Genomic DNA, 17,540 nt, shown 5'->3' with positions numbered 1-17,540 from the left:
TTGTTTTAGCTTTACTAAGCAACGAATCTAAGCTAATAAAGAAGTTATTTGGCAATTGGTAGCTGCCAAGAAGAAAAAGGTACGTTAAATTGAGCGTGGGGTTACAAAACAATTTAAGGAGAATGCTAAATGAACGAACTAATTCAAAAAGTAACAACCTGGGCAGAAGAAAGAAACCTGATTGCGGGCTCTGATCCCAAGATCCAAACCCTTAAACTTATTTCAGAAGCAGGCAAGTTATCAAGATCAATAGCTAATCGAAAAGATTGCAGAAATGATGTTGGTGACTGTTTTGTTGTGATAATAGTTCTTTCTGCAATGGACAAATACAACATTGGAGAATTCATTGCACGATCAGATCTTTCAAAAATCGATGATGATCATGACGCCATCAGCAGCTTCATGTACGAACTATGGGAAGAATTCGGAGTACTATCGGACGCAATAAATAAAGGCAACCCTTACAGAGCAATTTTAGATGATTTGTTGATCATATTATCTGGAATAGCAAGATTCTATAATTATTCACTGGAAGAATGCCTTGAGGTAGCTTACCACCACATCAAAGATTGATGAGAGTTATACGAGTACTTCAAGGCTGTTAATGATAGTCGTGACACCAATATAGTTAACTGCAGCTCTAGTACAACAAAATGATCGAGTACGAACTATCAATATTCCTTTTAATCTCCAGTACAATCATATTGGTGCAAATCGGTTTTAGAGATTTTTTTATTAAAATGTTGAGTATCCCAACAGAGACATACACCAGGGTGTTGTTTTACCTCACAAGCGCACAACTAATCATGATTATTGCCGCATCAATAATGTCGATAATTGATAACAATCAATAAATAGCATGAGCGATAGCCATCATTTCAGTGATGCCGAACGTGCTGCCATTTATCGCGCCATCGCCGAGCGCCGCGATATGCGCCATTTTCTTCCTGATCCGATTGATCCGATCATACTGAAACGCCTACTTTCCGCCGCACACCAAGCCCCTAGTGTGGGTTTGATGCAACCGTGGCGATTTATCCGCATTACCGACACCCAGTTGCGCAGCACCATCGCGTCAATGGTTGAAGAGGAACGGCATCGTACCGCTGAGGCACTCGCAGAAAGGGGTGATGAATTCATGCGCCTGAAAGTCGAGGGTATCCGCAAATGTGGCGAACTGCTTGTAGCTGCATTAAGTGATCAACGCGAGCAACATATCTTTGGACGGCGTACTTTACCTGAAATGGATCTGGCTTCTGTCGCCTGCGCAATTCAAAATCTTTGGCTGGCTGCGCGTGCAGAAGGATTAGGCATGGGCTGGGTTTCACTATTTGATCCCATACAGCTTGCACAATTGCTAAACATGCCGGAGGGCAGTAAGCCTGTCGCCATTTTGTGCCTGGGGCATGTCGAAGCTTTTTATCCCGCTCCGATGTTAAAACTAGAAGGTTGGGCAGAAGAACGTCCATTGCAAGAATTACTATTTCACAATCGCTGGAATTCGTGAAGTTGCTTTACCTGTGGATAGAAATCCTTAAATATTGCATTTTTTATTGGTTCGGTTGCTCTTGTCGCAATCGTACTGTATTCACAAAATCATTTTAGGCATTTACCATTTATTGAAAGCAGCTAATTATGTTATACATAACAGGCCAAAATATGGCATTTCAGTTATGCAAATAACCAATTAAGGGAACATAAAAAATAATTTAAAGACTAATGCCGCAGTTGCAGCAATGCTGTTGTCAGTAGGAGTCTTATCCGTACCAGCAGGCGTACAAGCTTCGCCCGTGCTGAATGTTACCAATTTCATTGGGGCACCCACCAACTTCAATGGCTTTGAACCCCATCTGAATATCACTGGATTTATGATCGGTGGCCAAGATTGAGGAAAGTGCCAGATTCAAAGCTATTAACCTCTGATTGAATATGGCAGTACTCTTACGCACATCTTACTCTGCTATTTACAAGAGCATAAACTATGCAAATAACCTGGGCAAAATGCTCTGAGAAAATGCCACCAAAATCACCACGAATGAGGGTGATATTCAGAACAAGCGAGAGTCACTATTCCGATATTTCCGCATTGGCTGCGTATATAACAATACTCATAATGTATTTGCCGTACAAGATTATGAATAGAAATATATTCCAAGATACATCATGGACACCATTCACCAAAGAAAAATGGAACTGGTTGCATCAAATTGACGCAAGTTAACCGTTAGAAAACGTCAGTTCTGTCAAGTAATCTGTATCTTCTCTGCAGATTTTTCAATTTATTTTGTTTAGATAAAAATAAGCAAAATGCTTATTTTATTTTTCAATATAAAAATCCATACTGTTTATCCTTGCTATTTTTGGAGAGTTCAAATGAATAAAGCTGAAATCCAAGATAATCATAAGGTAAATGCTTACTTAAGCGAATGGAAGGCTAACCATAAGTTGCTGGAAGCAGGTCAATTAAGACGAGCAAAGATGCATGCAGCACGTCTCATTGATACTATCGATGACAAGAAAAACTTAACCCCTGCACTACATCAGCTATTAGAAACAAGTCTTGTTCTGGAAACAACAGATTCTAAAATTCTTGCTGCTTACTTACAACAATCGCCAGCCTTTATTCGGACTGAGTTTCAAAAAATTCTTTCATTTTTAGGAAAACATCAGAAAAATTCAAAAAGTTTCTTCTGACTAAAATCATAGTTATCTATCGCGATCATTTGGAGTATTTAAATGGTGCGATTTTCGCCAAGAATGTTTTGACATTATTAGTCATAAGTTAGATAAACAGCGCCGCGTTCCCACCCTCTGGTGTGCCGCCCTTGCCGCCGATGGTCACTTGGCCAGCTGGCCCGACGGCCCTCAATCCGCGCGGTGAGGCAGGAACGTTCCATCTGGACATCTCGACTTGGCCGATGTGCTCGTACACCGTGAATCTCACTACCCGTCGTGCGCTGACTACGGGGCTTATCGACGACGATGCGAACACCATCCCCAAGACGTTTTGCATTGGGCGAAAAACGAAGTAGCAATGTAATGGGGGTAGACCATTTCTGGGATTTATGCCTGGGAAAACCATGGTTTGCCCCTGTTTTCCTCAGAATAGAAGCAATTTCCGCGCAGCGCGGTTCGCTGAGGCTTACAGTCATTCTTAATTAATCTACTGTTTACATAGTGTCAATATTGAAATTAAAAAACTTCTTAATATTATTTATCAGTAGTGTCCGGAGATTCGAGAATTGTCGCATGATAACTCGTTGAACGACCATTACTAAATGACATATTTTTCTGTAATCGATTTCAACTTGCGCCAAACTTCTGACTTTTGTCAGGAGACTGCATATGCACGCAGGGAAATTGGTGTTTGCCCAATTAATGGAGCACCTGCCTTTGCGCACGTTTCATCAGTGCGTAGCCAGATATTCAGGTCGATATCCAACACTCAAGTTCTCGCATCTCGACCAGTTTCTGTGCATGGCTTTCGCACAACTGACTTACCGCGAGAGTCTGCGCGACATCGAAACCTGTCTGCGCGCCCACCAAGCCAAGCTCTACCATTTGGGCATACGAGGCAACATCGCCAAGAGTACGTTGGCTGATGCCAACGAGCAGCGCGACTGCCGCATCTATATGGATTTCGCGATGAGCCTGATCCAGACAGCCAGAAAGCTTTACGCCAGCGACAGCTTTGCTGTCGAGCTGGAACAAACGGTCTACGCACTCGATACCACGACCATTGACTTGTGCTTGAGCGTCTTTCCGTGGGCACGCTTCCGCTCCACCAAGGCTGCCGTTAAGATGCATACGCTGCTTGACCTGCGCGGCAATATTCCAACCTTCATTCATATCAGCGATGGCAAGATGCACGAGGTCAATGTGTTCGACATCCTGACACCCGAAGCTGGCAGCTTTTACATCATGGATCGGGGCTTCACCGATTTTTCTCGCTGGTACACCATGCACCAAGCACAAGCATTTTTTGTAACACGCGCTAAATCCAATCTGCTTTTTCGCCGCGTCTACTCTCGCTCCGTGGACAAATCCACCGGACTGCGCTGTGACCAAACCATTGCCCTAAGGGCTCCCAAGGCTAGCAAGGATTATCCTCAGCACCTGCGGCGTATCAAGTTCTACGATGCAGAACACGACAAGCATCTGGTATTTCTAGCCAACAACTTCGACTTACCTGCGCTGACCATCGCTCAGCTTTATCGTTGTCGCTGGCAGGTCGAACTATTCTTCAAGTGGATCAAGCAACATCTTCGTATCAAGCGTTTCTACGGAACTACTGAGAACGCAGTCAAAACGCAGATATGGATTGCCATATCGGTTTATGTCTTGGTTGCCATCGTGAAAAAGCGGCTCAATACCGAAGCTTCGCTTTACACAATTCTACAGATTTTAAGCCTGACTCTTTTCGAGAAAACACCTATCGATCAATTGGTTAAAAATACCGAGGTGCAAATAACCATGTCGAAAAATAATAACCAACTGAATCTATTCAATTAAATCTCCGGACACTTCTGATTATTTATCTAATTGTTTTTATGGTGCTGTTGCGCAGAATCGAACTCTGGACCTTCTGATTACGAATCAAATGTAATCAATAAATTACGACACCTCACAACAAACTAAAACAATTCTATCAAATAGTTAATTCATTATTCTTGTTGCTGTTTGTTGTACTTTTTGCTAGTTTTTTATCTGTGAGTGTCCCACTAGTGCCCCATTATTTGCTGCGGGGTAATTGCCAATTCCTTGTCGTGATATTTTTTTATCTATAGAAAACTGACCACAAAAACCACAAAATGGTTTTCAAACCTTATTCTCTAGCTATTTACAAGGGGCATATATCCCGAAAAACAAGGTATTTTGACCTATATACAGCATAGTTTCTTTATCCTAGCATGTGCGTTTCATTGCATTAATCGGAGCGGATCTGAAATTAGGTTTTCTGCAAGTTGCCAATGAATATTAATAATATTATTTGTTTTCGAGCTAATCACTTTTTTCAAAAAGAGAGAAAACCATGAAACGATATAAGTCCTTCACGATCCTTAACTTTCTGTTATTCAGTATTGCAATAATGTTGTCAGGCAATGTCTTTGCTGTAAAACCCCAAAAACCCTCTGCTATTCCCATCTATGAAATTGGTAAAACTGGGCCAGCCGGTGGTATTGTGTTTCATATTAGCGATGGTGGGGGAAACAGAGTTCGTGGACATCACGGGCTAGAAGTCGCACCAGTAGATCAGGGTATGGCTGCATGGGGGTGTTATGCGACAGAAATTACTGGAGCCAATGGAGCTGCAATCGGAACTGGGGCGAAAAATACCACCGATATCCTGACAGGCTGTACAGAACCAGGTATAGCGGCTGAACTTGCCACCAATTACGAACTCAATGGCTACACCGACTGGTTTTTACCATCACTGGAAGAGTTAAACCTGATACGCAGAAACTTATTTCCCTTAGAGCTAGGTGGTTTTCTTGGTGGCTATTGGACATCTACAGAGGTGAGTACCACTGGGGATTCTGGTTTCGCGTGGGCCAATAATTTCGACTATGACAACTCCCCTCAGGTTCGCACTCCGACAAACACACAGCTCATGGCGCGTGCTGTTCGGGCTTTTTAATCACTTACCTTATTACAATTAGATTTAATCATGACGGGGGCTTTAAGCTCCCGTTTTTGTTTTCTTAAGGGCAGAGTGCCGCCGACCGGCGCGAAGGGTATGACCGCAAAGCGGGCATGCTGCCCGATCCCTAACACAGTTTATCTTTCTCCTGACTTCCTCTTATTGCTAAACAAAAATTTAGCAGATTTACTTTGTTTTAGCGGTATCGATTTTTCGAATTCATTTCTTATATTTAATCCATTAATATAGAAATATTGCATGAATTAAAATGCAAATCTCTATAGTAGATAGTAGAATTTTTGGGGTGGATTGAAATAAGGGGAAATTTCATGAAAACTAAACCGCATGAGCACCTATGCAATGCTCTAATATTTGTTTTGGTAATTTTTCTATTTTTACCTTTTTCATTATTAGCTACGCCGAAAGATAAAGGAGTGGATTCAAAGCCGAGCATTTTTGATGCTTCATTGGATAAAATGAGATTAGCAATTATTTCATACGATAATCTTCCAGCCGTGGTTAAGAGAGGAGAATCCATTCGAATTAAGCTTGAATTGTTTATTATTCATACAGATACGACGAAGAACAAACAGATCTATAGTAGGGAGCGTATTAATCATGAGATTAATGTAGGAGATATATTAGAAATAAAACTCGTTGGTCAGAATTTCAATATCACTCCGTTAATATCGGAAAAACAAGCATTATCTAGCATGCAAAATCGAACTTGGGAATGGAACGTATACCCTAGGAGTATGGGTAAAGATAATCTGCATCTGACGATAACTGGTTTTCTAAAAATTGATGGAGAAACTATTCCATGGGCTATCGCAAACTATAGTCACGATATTGAAATTATTAATCCTAATTCATTTAAAAAATTTGAAGTATTTGGTTCTAATTATGATCTGAGTCAATCGCAGTTTATAACTCTCATAATTTTGTTTGTTTTTATATTTGTATATTTAATAAATATTTGGAGTAAGAAATTTAAAGTATTTATCAATTTAGCTATTACTAGACAATTCAATCGTGCTATTTCACAGAATTTCGCTTCTGCAAATATTTTGATACTTATTAGTTTTTTTATATTTATTTTCGCATTAATTATTTCACATGAAGTTTGGAGCACCTTTGATGACAGAACTGTAGCAGTTACATTATTTGCTGGCGGTACTGTCGTGGCTAGTTATTTTCTTAATGCTGGATTTAAGATATATACTGAAATGCGTGATCATTCATTAATTATGATACGTGAAGCTCGTAATAATTCTAAACTTGCGCAAGAGATATGTGATGTAAATGCTTATTTTTCCATTTTAAAAAAAGAAGGAAAATGTATGGATTTAAACACTGTTCATTCAATTAAGATTTGCAATAAAGAGCTATTTGTAAAAATAAATACAGTTGCTAATTTTTTTGAAGAAATGGCAATTTCTATTCATAATCGTGAAGCTCATGAAACATTATTAAAAGACTATTTTTTATTTACTTATCTTACTTTTTACGAGGGTATTAAAGAGGGGTATGTGGAATATGCTCAAGAAGAAACTAAAATTATCAATCCTTCTTCAGAAAAAATATACAAAAACATGAAATATCTTTATGAAAATTGGAAATGGCGCGAAAAAGATCAGCGTACAACCAAAACTATAATTAACGAATGGATTATAAAAACTTGTGACTTTTTAATGAATTTCTATAAATTTGATTTATTTAAATCTAATAAACCTAAGCTAATAATTCTTATTAATTATTTTAATAAGATACTTTATTCTTTAACTCTGATCTTATTTTTTGTATTGATGGTTTGGTTTTTTGGAGTCCATTCACTTACCAACAAATAATTTGATCCTTAAGAAAATAATTAGTCATAGTTTTATCCCAAATATTCCATTTTAATGAAAAATCTCATCTTTTTACCTTTTCTATATCTTGCATAATAATTAAGCAAGCTTGAGTAACACAAATTAATAAGTTTTGAAGCAAACTGATGAAGAATAAATTTTTAAGTAATTGTCTTAACGAGCAGATTTTAAGATGAAGAAAATTCATCTGGGGCCAGAAATACCACATATTTATGGGGATCAAATTACAGAAAAATTTAGCTCCCATCACGCCTGGCTTATCGCAGCAGTGCATTATTCCATTTCATGGCCTGAAAAAACTGTTCTATTGCAGTATGACAAGGAAGATTATTTTTTAACTGGTCTTAACGAAGACAACAACAAATTTTCCACTGCATGTGTGATCGTTCGTCTTTCTGAACTCCATAATGATGCCGCTCTGCATATTGCTTTAAAAAAAGTTTATCGATTCACATCCATCTTAGGATGGTTTGTACGCGGTTATGTCGATGTAGTTGGGTACATTACGGGAAGCCGTCCTATTTTATATTCATTAGCACGAACACAAATGTCTATTATGACAATGCATTTTAATTGTAATTTTATGCCTTTAATCAGAGATAAAAACATCTGGAGAGCTCTTGCATTTTGGCGCGAAGGTCTTCGTTTAAGTGAACTGCATGAAAGTTATTCCTTCTTGAGTTTTTATAAAGTTATTGAATCACAGTTTAATAAGGATGAGGGAAAAGCACGGGGAGCATGGATTAATAACTCAATTATTATGCTTACTGGTAAAGCAGCTGACCGCGTTCGAGAACTTCAATCATCCCAATTGGATTTAGGTAAGCATATCTTCGATAGCGGAAGATGTGCAGTTGCTCATGCCTCATTAAACAGTGAATTGATTGATCCAGATAATCCAGCTGACCGTATTAGAATTGCTAAAGATATTGAAATTGTTCGGTCTCTAGCGGAGAAATATATTTGTGAAGAACTTGGAGTGCCTAATGAAACAAATTTGTGGAAGTAAGATTAAATGTAACTTAGCTCAATCAAAGCTTCTTTGTAAGATCAAACCAAACCGACTTTCAAGCACCAGTTGACGCCTATAAAAATCTGCTTTGATTTCTAAATTATCAATTTCGCTATTTCGTCTTTCTAACTCTTTTTTTAACAAAGCATTTTCATTTTTTAAACTTGCAATTTGTTGGGTATTCCAGAAAACCGCTCTGATCTCATGCGGTGCAAAACCGTTACGCCATTCTGGTACATAAAATAAATTACCCAGGAAATGATATCCTTTCCATTCATCGCCCAGTAAAGCACTCGCATCGCCATTAAGATATAACCTTAAAAGCCTGAGTGCTGATTCCGGAATAACCTTATTTCCTTTTTTCCATTTTCTTAATGGCTTTTAGATCTTCACCAGTAATTCTTTTAATTTCTGTATCCCTCCAACCCCACCATCTACTCACATTCCTTCAACAATGCTTCAATATCCTCCGGTGCAAGCGGTAGCAATTCATCGATTCGGCTATTAGGCCAGGTGGGGAGTTTTTCGAGGGTGTCGGCTAGCCATTGTGCGGGGTTGAGGCCGTTGAGTTTTGCGGTGCCGAGTAGGGTTTGAATGGCGGCGGCACGTTTTCCGGCGCGTTCGGAGCCGGTGAACAGCCAGTTTTTCTTGCCGAGCGCGATGGGGCGAATAGTGTTTTCGACGGGGTTGTTGTCAATCGGCAGGTGTCCGCTGCTGGCGTAGCGGATTAGGCTTTGCCAGCGCTTCAAGGTGTAGTCGATGGCTTTGGCGGTGCCGCCGCCATTGGCAGTTTGGGCGCGAGTTTGCAGTAACCAGTCGTGCAACGATTGCAGGATCGGCAGGCTTTTTTCTGCACGTAGTATCTGCCGGGCTTCGGTCGATAAGTGCTTGCCTTCGGCTTCGACGGCGTAAAGTCCGCCTATGCGCTGCAACACCTCATACGCGACGGTGCTGGCATTGGCTTGGTGCAGGTCGAAGAATTTGCGGCGCGCGTGCGCCCAGCACCCTAATTCAGTGCAGGGTGATGCTGTTTTGGAGAATAAAGCCTTGTAACCGCCATAGTCGTCTACCAGCAAGTGGCCTTGCCAGCTGTTGAGGAAGTTTTGCGCATGTTTGCCACTACGGCTGGTTTGGTAGTCGAATACGATGATGCGCGGCCCCAACTCAAAATCGTTACTGCGATACGCCCACAGATAGGCGCGTTGCGTTCTTCCGCTGCCGGGATCAAGTTGCGCCACCGGGGTTTCGTCGGCGTGTAACACAGAGCCATGCAATAAGTGCAAAATCAGCCGGTCAACCAGCGGTTGTAGTGCCACGCCTACACGTCCGATCCATTCCGCCAACGTGGAAAGCGATAAAGTGACACCTTCCCGGGCGGCGATTTGTGCGATGCGATACAGCGGCAGGTGATCGAGGTATTTGCAGATCGTGATCCAAGCAAGCAGTCCGGGTGTTGCCATACTGCCGTCGATCACCGCGGGCGGAACCGGTTCCGCGACCACGGTTTCGCAAGCCCGGCAGGCGTATTGCGGGCGGATGTGACGGTGCACGAAGAATTCGGCGGGTTTGACGTCCAGTTGTTCGCTGACGTCTTCGCCGATTTTTACCAGATCGCTGCCGCACTGTTTGCATTGGCAAGATTCCGGTTCATGCCGGTGTTCGATGCGTGGCAGGTGATCCGGCAGAGGTTGGCGCCCAGCGCGTGCACGCTTGGGTTTTTGCGGAACCGGCAGCGGCAGTTGCTCGATTTCCGCTTCGATCGCCGCCGCATCAGTTTGCCAGTCTTCTTCGAACAGGCTGAATTGTGGCTGCGACAGTGCTTCGCTCTTCGCGCCGAAACGAATGCGGCGCAAATGTGCCAGTTCCAGCTTCAGTGCCTGATTCTTCGCTTCCAGCAGTTTGAGCTCGTTTTGTGCTTGCGTAAGCAGTGATTGAATAAGGTTCGATACCTCGGTTTTAGCTTCCGGCGTGAGGTTCAAATGATCTAATTCGATTGACTGTTTTGCGTGCGTTTTCATGGCGTTATTATACTGCAAAACTTGCGCAAAGTGATTCCAGTATTGGCTTTCAGCTATATTTTCTTGCGCAGGATTGCAACCCCAAACGACACCAATCCACCCCGGCAATCAACCACTCCCATTGCAACGCAGTCAGTTCCATCCCGCCCGTATCCGAACGCCCCCAAACGAACCGTCCCTGATGCAAGCGCCGCTGGCACAACCACACGCCGGTGCCGTCCCACAGCAGCACTTTGATGCGATTGCCCGCGCGATTGCAAAACACAAACGCCGAACCCGCACAAGGCGAGCGCTGCAACGCCTGCTCCACCAATACCGACAATCCGTCAATGCCGCGACGCATATCCACCGGCTCAACCATCAACCAAATCTTCCCTGGATTCGCAATCAAAGACACTTCAACAACTCCCCCAGCCAATGCGGCGAAACCGTCGATGGCAGCTCCAACACATGATTGCCTTGACCGCGAAGACGTAGCGTGCTCGTCGGTGCAGGCATCGGTTTGATCGTGACCGGGACCAACGCAGGCGGCCGGATAACCTGACCGGCACGATGCTTGCGAACCCAATTGCCAAACGTCTTGGTATTCAAACCATGTTCCCGGCAATAAGCCGCCTGAGACTTACCGCTGGTTTGCCATGCTTCGATATGAATTCGTCGCGCTTCTGATGATGACATCGTCCCTCCTTGTAAAAGGTTTGAGGATAGCGATGACGTATCAGGGTGTTAATGTGGATGGATTGGAGGCTTACTAATTTCTTCTATGCTGATGCCAAAGATTAGCTCGTTCATTTTCTCAACCTGAGAGCAAAGACTAGATCATTACAAATTTCAAATGCTTTTCATTTCGAAAAAAGAAAGCCGACAAGCAATGTATTCAAAAGTTGTTATTGCTTGTCGGATATGAGGATATTGCACTAATGATGCGGGTTTAGAATGATGATTCAATGACTAATGCTGATATTTTGAAAACCGCTAAACAGCTTATCAAAGAACTCTGAAAATTTATCGGATTTTCTGCGGAATTTATTTCTACGGTTATTCAATTTAACATTACAAATTACAACTTATAAGTTTATTTAGCTGCCTCTACTATTTGATTGTCTGCGCATATTTCAGCCAGTTCTTCATCAGAAACAGAAACATATTTACCATCGGCATTACGCTGCGTAGCGCCAGAAATAGTACCATCAGGTTCGATGATTATGTGAATGATATCAACCTTAACATCCTGCACTATCTTAGCGGCTTCCAGCTTCTCTAATCGCTGTTTAATGCTCATTTTTTTAATCTTTGCTCCAGTTCTATTAAACGTTGCTCAAGCTGTCCGGTTTCAATGAGTTTGCCAATCTGCGACAATATATACACGAATCTGGAAGCATCCTGTGTATCAATGCGGGCTGTGCGTGCATCCCGATAAACTCGCGCCATTTCGCGCCTGCAATCTTCAATTGTGGCAAGTTTTATCTGAGGGGTAGGTAATGCTTGCAATACTTGCCCCTCAATGATTACAGGCGAATTTGTTTCCTTTTTTGGCATAATTGTTCTTTTTGATTTGATTTATTAATAATAAAAAGCAAAGTAAATTTTATTTTTCATCCATAGAAACTTGACCACAATAACCACAAAAAGAATTGCGCTTAAGGTTTCTGTGGTTTTTGTGGTGTAATTTCTTAGGATTCTTTTTCTAAAATTGCCGGATTAATTTCGTAAATTCGGCTTGGTCTGCCCTGTACTTGTTTCAATGCCCTTGGCCGGATGTAGTGCCGTTCAATCAATACTTCCATAATCGGCTCAAGTTCCGCTGTACGTTTGTATCTTGTTTTGTGTGCATAGTAGCAATCCCTGAATGTAAATTCTGGCTTACCTTCGCGCTCAATCCATCGCAATACTACGCGGGCACCGTCAAGGGCTGGGTCTGCCCCCATCAGATCAAATACAGCCAAAGCATGAACGCTTAATACATCAGCCATGCGCAGTGCTGCGCTCATATCTTCAATACTGATTTCCTTTTCCCACGGCCTTAAAAGTGCATGCTGTGCAATGTGAAGCAAGGCGGCAATCCGTATGACTGCGCCCGGCAATTTTCCAGCCCAATCAGTCAAGTGTGCATAGGTACAGCCTTCACGCATACCGGCTTCAACTTTAAGGGCATAGCTTTGCCAAGCTTGCAAAGCATCATCCGTGATTTTCAGGATATGCGGGCATGGTTTGTCATCGCTATCGTTCGCCATTTCCTGATTGAGTATGCCGGTTAAAATACCTTCATAGCGGGCGCTATAATCTGGAAATATCGGGCTTGCATCAAGTGTGCGATAACCCAAGTTTGAAGGCGGCAACACATACAGGAAACGCCCTAATAATCCACGACCTCGAAAGCTGGGCTTTTCTGTCAGTCCGCGCAATACTTCCGGTTGGGGTGATAATCCAAAGGTTAGAGCGGGTGTTTGCATAAATACAGGCGGGCGGCTGCCTCGATTCACCCTTACTGCGCTTCCTGCATGACCTTGCAGAAATAAATCAAGATTCGGAATGCCGCCAGAATACCGCCCGCCCAATATATCGAATATTCCCGCTTCATCACTCAAGATAGCCATTCGCTCATTATTATCTGACATGATAGTACCCAGATTTTCCGGGGTTACATCCTGCGCCCAAATCTGTGGCACTGTTGGAATTTCCGGTAAACTGGCTTCAGTATCGGCAATCTCTTTTTTTAGCTGTTCAAACTCTGCCCCCTTGGCTTTGCTTGCCTGTTTTCGTAAGTAGTTTATTTGTTCGCGTATAGTGGCATCATCGGCCTGTGCTTTCTTGATTGCAGGCTCTAACTTTTCACGCTGTAATTTCTCCCACTTGGTCAACGGTGCGGTTGCTGCCGTTTGAACGGCTGTCTTACGGCTGCCTGGTGGAAGGGCTGCGCATGCCCAAATATTTAGTCGACCCTGAAAAAGTATCAAACGACAGTTGTTCTGGAAAAGCTGCCCGGGGAAACTCTTGCTTACTAAAATGCATGCCCTGGTAGTTTAAATTTCCATCAAGGAATCCGATAAATTTGCAGTTTTCGCCATGGGAAAAAGAGCCAAAAAATGGCCAGCAGCCATTGTTTCAGATTCCAGGCGGCAGCAGCCATCAGCAGGTTGCTGCGATCGCCAATAGCGCCTTTCAGATAGTTCCTCGCCATTCGATAATCCGATTTCAGGTGGCCGATAATGGGTTCAATCGCGGCACGCCTCCTGCACTGTTTCCGCTTCTTGTCTTTCTGGTATCGGGTATCTTTCTTGAGTCCTTTTCCGGGCAAAATGATCTGGGTTCCATTGACTTCACGTTTGCCGCGGTAGCCGCGATCGCATACGGCTTGCTTGGCTGCTTTCCCGCGCGAAATCTCAACATGACGCAGGATCTCTGGTAACGTATTGCTGTCATGCAGATTCTGTTCGTGACTGATTACGCCGACGATCAGATTACCTTTTGCGGTACTGGCGATCGATGCTTGGCTAGCGTACTCATATTGTTTGTGGTCTTTCCCCTTGGCGACACAGTACACTTGCGGTTCATGCAATGAGTAGATCTTGTTCTTATCGTTTTGCTGTTGCCGTAATACGCGCTCATACAACAGAAAGTCCCGTTGATAGCATTCAAACAGACAGTACTGCGGTAATTCTCTCCTGAGCTCCCGTATCAAGACACCTGCAATGGTTCTGAGCCGCTTTAATGCGCGTTTGGCCTTAGCTCTTTTCTTCACGTGCCGGTAGTGCCGAATATCCAGGCGCAGTGACTTCACTTCTTTGACGAAAGTGCGCCGCTGTGAAATGCCGTGGGCGGGGCCAATCTTGTTGAGGCGATTGATAATCTTGATCGCTAGTTTGCTATCCGTCGGGTACGTGATGTTCTTCTCATGCACAGTCGTGTCAACATGAACCACATCTTCCAGCGCTGATTCCCCATGCAAACCAACACTCATCCGGAAAATCCGCTCTACACCTTGCGCGCCTAGGCGCTTGCGAAAATGCACCAGCTCCGTACTATGGCAAGGCAGCTTTTGCTGGAATTCTTTCATGCCGCAAAAGGCCTGGTAATAAGGATTGCGCTTCCACTGCAATACTATCGATTCGTCACTCAGATTCTCTAACTGCTTCAGTATCAATAACCCAACCATCAGCCGGATCGGCTTACTCGGCGCACCTGCCGCCGTCGTGTAATGGATGGAAAATGATTCCTCAAATTCTTGCCAGGGTATCGCTGATGCAAGCTTCAGCAACAAATCATTGGGATCAAGTTGCATCAACAAATCTGTTCCAAACAAATTCGGTTGATGAATCGTACTGCTATGTCTTAGCATTTTTAATCACCATTTCGACCAGAAAACACTTGGATATTTTAACATTTCCGGTCGTTATGAGCATTAAGAATCAGATCATTCAAGCATAGTATCAAGTGCTTGTGGATATTTCAGGGCTGACTATTTACAGGCTCAAAATAATCAGCTTTAACGCGTACCCGGTACTTACCTTGGGCGGCGGCGCTAATTGCTGCCAGCACCATCATTGCTGATAATTCAGGCGGGATTTCAGTAGATTCACTCAAGGCGCTTACAAAGTCCTGAATGCTACCCGGAAAGGCATCATCCGGCCATGGTGGAAGCGTGGCAGACTCAAGACTGATCGGCGCTTGCCAGTTGTTCATGACTGGTTGTTCTGAATCAGCTTTCCATTCATCGGGCACTGGTTCGCTATGCTGTTTTACGGCTTTTTTAAAATCATTCAGCAAAGCACCATAATCTAATATGCTTTCTGATATTGGCTCATAACCATCCCAATCCAGTAAAACTTCATCAATTTTTGAAGTTATCCAATCGACAACATCACCAGCAAGCGGAAGATTGGGTAAACGTACAATTAATAGCGCAGGCGGTCTATCAAGGCTCATCAGGATTGCAGCCACAGCCTTAATATAGCTTTCGCCAGCCTCATCATTGTCTGGAAGCATATAAACGAGTTCACGCCCATTTAATGGTTTCCAGTCTGCTTTGTGGGCTGCATTGCTGCCACCTTGTGAAGTAATTGCCACTAGCCCCAATGATTGCAGTGCAGCGGCGGCTTTTTCGCCTTCAACAATGAATGCAGCACGCTTAAGTTCAGCTTGGTTTAGTACATCCAATCCAAATAATGGGCGCGGTTCAGTTGCACTGCCATGCTGCCATTCGTGCCCGTTGATTCGTTTAAAATATGGCACAATCTCTTTTTTCTTGCCATCATCAAAGCGGGCAACATAGCCAAGCGATTCATCTTGTTGGCTCCGATATTCCCACACAAAGCGGCGCGGTTTGCTGTTAAATGTTTGAGGTATGCCCTGCATCATAACCCCCATTCATCAGATAGTTTTTGCACTGCTTCTGGGAAGCTCAAGCCGTCTCGCTGTTGAATGAAGGCGATAATATCCCCACCCTTGGAACCACAAGAAAAGCAAAGGAAAGCACCCGTTTCAAGATTTACTCGAAAGCTTCCAGCGTGCTTATCAGGATGAAATGGACATAATCCGCCATCACGCCATCCGCTGCCACGCGGCGGCGGCATAGCTGGTAATTCGCTGCGGTAAAAATCAACGGGGCGAATATAAGCCTTAACGTTTTGAAGTGATTGAGCAAGAGTTTTCATTTGCTGATTTCTTGCTGCTCATCAATCCACTGAAAAAACTTGGCTTCATCAATAAGCAATTTTCGCCCTATTCTTACCAAGGCAATATTCAAACCATTACCTGTGATAATGCCTTTGGATGTTTTTCTACTTTCGGCTAAAAAAATTAGATTGCGGATTGCGCCTTGTGTGAAGGCCGAATGTTTGTCGCTGAACTGGCGAACAGTTAGCAGTGTGCGGGGTTGTGAGGGTAATTCTGGATAAGCTGAATTAATAGCTTGCGTTACGGTAATATTATTATGCATCGTAAATCCTTTTCAGTTGCCCGTTACGGTGCAAGATTGCTTTGTAACGGGATGTTCTGACAAGAACTCTACATTGCACATTTCCCAGATAACATCACATCGGGATGGCGTGACGGCAGCCGGGATAAATTATTTTTTTCGTAATGTTGAAAGAAAATTATCGAATGTTTTTCGTTTCATTGTTTGCTCTATTCCACGGCGGGAAGTCCAATAAATAATATTTCCTGTAATTTCCTGCACAATCTCATTTTTATCATATGCCTTATCTTCTTTATCTGATTCCAGGGTTTTCCAAACAATTTTATTGTTGCTTGGGCAGTCAAGGTCTTTATAGATATCTTCTATCAAAACATGTAACTCATTTTCCCTTCCATTATGTGATTCTGAATCAATTTCTTGTTCATGGTTTGAAGAACTAGAATGGCCAGTAGAGAATCCCTTGCGCTTTGCCCATGCAATCCAATTGGCAGGCGTATCAATAATATTCTTTTGACCTGCTTGTATGACTTCTTTGCCGATAGAACCTATGGGAATACTTCTTTCAAGCATTGCATATTCATTAGGAAAATGAGTTCTTACCTCATCAAATCCCTCAATATCTCCGCACGGTTTGAAGCCATGGATTAAAAATATTGCTTCATAGTATGCCCAGCTATCTAGCCTCATATACCAAGCTAACGATTCTTCACTTATTTTCTCTAGCGGCTGCGCTTTAAGAACACGTATGCCTTTTTTCTTGGCTTTAAAAGCTAAATCATGAAATTGCTTTGAAACTGGTATGCCCTTTCCTTCCGCCCAACATACCCAATCCCAAGGTGAGTTATATTCCTTTTCCTTTTCAGCCCGGATATCGGATTCAACCTGAGTAATAGCTTTTTTAATTTCAAGTATCTTTTCATCAGATAAATAGTATTTACTTTCTATTGACTCGATATTGTATTTAATTGGATCTACTCCACAAACCAACCAACATGCTTCTTTGGCCGACATTGATTGCACATTTGCCCAAAATGCCCAATCTAATGATTCGCTATTCCATTCAAGTTTATTGTGATTCATAACA

At 42.8% G+C, this 17,540-nt stretch carries 20 protein-coding genes; 8 read left to right on the top strand and 12 right to left on the bottom strand.

Annotated features, from left to right (window positions below; genetic code table 11):
• Positions 1–129: 129 nt before the first annotated feature.
• From NIT79A3_RS17960 to NIT79A3_RS13600, 4 genes are all read left to right on the top strand, one after another.
• Positions 130–573, top strand: coding sequence for a MazG-like family protein (locus NIT79A3_RS17960; RefSeq protein WP_013966740.1), 444 nt, complete (start codon positions 130–132; stop codon positions 571–573).
• Positions 574–859: 286 nt separating this feature from the next.
• Positions 860–1,507, top strand: a complete 648-nt coding sequence (gene bluB, locus NIT79A3_RS13605) for a 5,6-dimethylbenzimidazole synthase (RefSeq protein WP_013966739.1) — start codon at positions 860–862, stop codon at positions 1,505–1,507.
• Between the two features lie 229 nt (positions 1,508–1,736).
• Positions 1,737–1,889, top strand: a complete 153-nt coding sequence (locus tag NIT79A3_RS18855; RefSeq protein ID WP_013966738.1) for a hypothetical protein — start codon at positions 1,737–1,739, stop codon at positions 1,887–1,889.
• Positions 1,890–2,373: 484 nt separating this feature from the next.
• Positions 2,374–2,694 (top strand): hypothetical protein, encoded by a 321-nt coding sequence (locus tag NIT79A3_RS13600; RefSeq protein WP_013966737.1) that lies wholly within the window; start codon positions 2,374–2,376, stop codon positions 2,692–2,694.
• Positions 2,695–2,771: 77 nt separating this feature from the next.
• Here NIT79A3_RS13600 and NIT79A3_RS13595 read toward each other — a convergent pair whose 3' ends face one another.
• The gene (locus NIT79A3_RS13595; protein WP_013966736.1) at positions 2,772–3,152 is read right to left on the bottom strand and encodes a hypothetical protein; all 381 of its coding nucleotides are present in this window, start codon (positions 3,150–3,152) and stop codon (positions 2,772–2,774) included.
• A gap of 193 nt (positions 3,153–3,345) precedes the next feature.
• Here NIT79A3_RS13595 and NIT79A3_RS13590 point away from each other — a divergent pair, with 193 nt between their 5' ends.
• From NIT79A3_RS13590 to mauJ, 4 genes are all read left to right on the top strand, one after another.
• Entirely contained in the window at positions 3,346–4,512 is a 1,167-nt protein-coding gene (locus NIT79A3_RS13590; RefSeq protein ID WP_013964525.1) for an IS4 family transposase, read from the top strand.
• 520 nt (positions 4,513–5,032) lie between these two features.
• Entirely contained in the window at positions 5,033–5,638 is a 606-nt protein-coding gene (locus NIT79A3_RS13585; protein WP_013966735.1) for a DUF1566 domain-containing protein, read from the top strand.
• A gap of 332 nt (positions 5,639–5,970) precedes the next feature.
• On the top strand, positions 5,971–7,488 hold the full coding sequence (locus NIT79A3_RS13580) for a hypothetical protein (protein ID WP_013966734.1): 1,518 nt from the start codon (positions 5,971–5,973) through the stop codon (positions 7,486–7,488).
• 193 nt (positions 7,489–7,681) lie between these two features.
• A complete protein-coding gene (mauJ, locus tag NIT79A3_RS13575; protein WP_013966733.1) occupies positions 7,682–8,518 on the top strand; it encodes a methylamine utilization protein MauJ in 837 nt (278 codons plus the stop codon).
• Between the two features lie 437 nt (positions 8,519–8,955).
• Here mauJ and NIT79A3_RS13565 read toward each other — a convergent pair whose 3' ends face one another.
• The 11 genes from NIT79A3_RS13565 to NIT79A3_RS13515 all read right to left on the bottom strand — a co-directional run bounded on the left by NIT79A3_RS13565 (position 8,956) and on the right by NIT79A3_RS13515 (position 17,536).
• Entirely contained in the window at positions 8,956–10,539 is a 1,584-nt protein-coding gene (locus NIT79A3_RS13565; protein WP_013964261.1) for an IS66 family transposase, read from the bottom strand.
• Positions 10,540–10,588: 49 nt separating this feature from the next.
• Entirely contained in the window at positions 10,589–10,936 is a 348-nt protein-coding gene (gene tnpB, locus NIT79A3_RS13560; protein WP_013964262.1) for an IS66 family insertion sequence element accessory protein TnpB, read from the bottom strand.
• Positions 10,927–11,217: a transposase gene (locus tag NIT79A3_RS13555; protein ID WP_013964263.1), complete on the bottom strand. Its 291-nt coding sequence runs from the start codon at positions 11,215–11,217 to the stop codon at positions 10,927–10,929. Before NIT79A3_RS13555 ends, tnpB begins: the two co-directional genes overlap by 10 nt.
• 397 nt (positions 11,218–11,614) lie before the next feature.
• Complete coding sequence (locus tag NIT79A3_RS13550; RefSeq protein ID WP_013966732.1) at positions 11,615–11,821, bottom strand: hypothetical protein; 207 nt, start codon at positions 11,819–11,821, stop codon at positions 11,615–11,617.
• Entirely contained in the window at positions 11,818–12,078 is a 261-nt protein-coding gene (locus tag NIT79A3_RS13545; RefSeq protein ID WP_013966731.1) for a hypothetical protein, read from the bottom strand. Before NIT79A3_RS13545 ends, NIT79A3_RS13550 begins: the two co-directional genes overlap by 4 nt.
• A 134-nt stretch (positions 12,079–12,212) precedes the next feature.
• Positions 12,213–13,496 carry a YfjI family protein gene (locus NIT79A3_RS13540; protein WP_083817971.1) on the bottom strand — a complete coding sequence of 428 codons (1,284 nt, stop codon included), beginning with the start codon at positions 13,494–13,496 and terminating at the stop codon, positions 12,213–12,215.
• A 77-nt stretch (positions 13,497–13,573) separates the two neighbouring features.
• Positions 13,574–14,878 carry an IS5 family transposase gene (locus NIT79A3_RS13535; protein ID WP_013966730.1) on the bottom strand — a complete coding sequence of 435 codons (1,305 nt, stop codon included), beginning with the start codon at positions 14,876–14,878 and terminating at the stop codon, positions 13,574–13,576.
• A 110-nt stretch (positions 14,879–14,988) separates the two neighbouring features.
• On the bottom strand, positions 14,989–15,894 hold the full coding sequence (locus tag NIT79A3_RS13530; protein ID WP_156797092.1) for a hypothetical protein: 906 nt from the start codon (positions 15,892–15,894) through the stop codon (positions 14,989–14,991).
• On the bottom strand, positions 15,894–16,193 hold the full coding sequence (locus NIT79A3_RS13525; protein WP_041360357.1) for a CHC2 zinc finger domain-containing protein: 300 nt from the start codon (positions 16,191–16,193) through the stop codon (positions 15,894–15,896). The genes NIT79A3_RS13530 and NIT79A3_RS13525 overlap by 1 nt, the downstream gene beginning before the upstream one ends.
• Positions 16,190–16,477 (bottom strand): hypothetical protein, encoded by a 288-nt coding sequence (locus NIT79A3_RS13520; protein ID WP_013966729.1) that lies wholly within the window; start codon positions 16,475–16,477, stop codon positions 16,190–16,192. Before NIT79A3_RS13520 ends, NIT79A3_RS13525 begins: the two co-directional genes overlap by 4 nt.
• 129 nt (positions 16,478–16,606) lie before the next feature.
• Positions 16,607–17,536: a hypothetical protein gene (locus tag NIT79A3_RS13515; protein WP_013966728.1), complete on the bottom strand. Its 930-nt coding sequence runs from the start codon at positions 17,534–17,536 to the stop codon at positions 16,607–16,609.
• Between the last annotated feature and the right edge of the window lie 4 nt (positions 17,537–17,540).

The sequence above is a fragment of the Nitrosomonas sp. Is79A3 genome (assembly GCF_000219585.1).
In the GTDB taxonomy this organism is placed as follows: Bacteria; Pseudomonadota; Gammaproteobacteria; order Burkholderiales; family Nitrosomonadaceae; genus Nitrosomonas.
The sequence above is the reverse complement of the archived record's forward strand: the minus strand, read 5'-3'. Positions and strand labels throughout refer to the sequence as shown.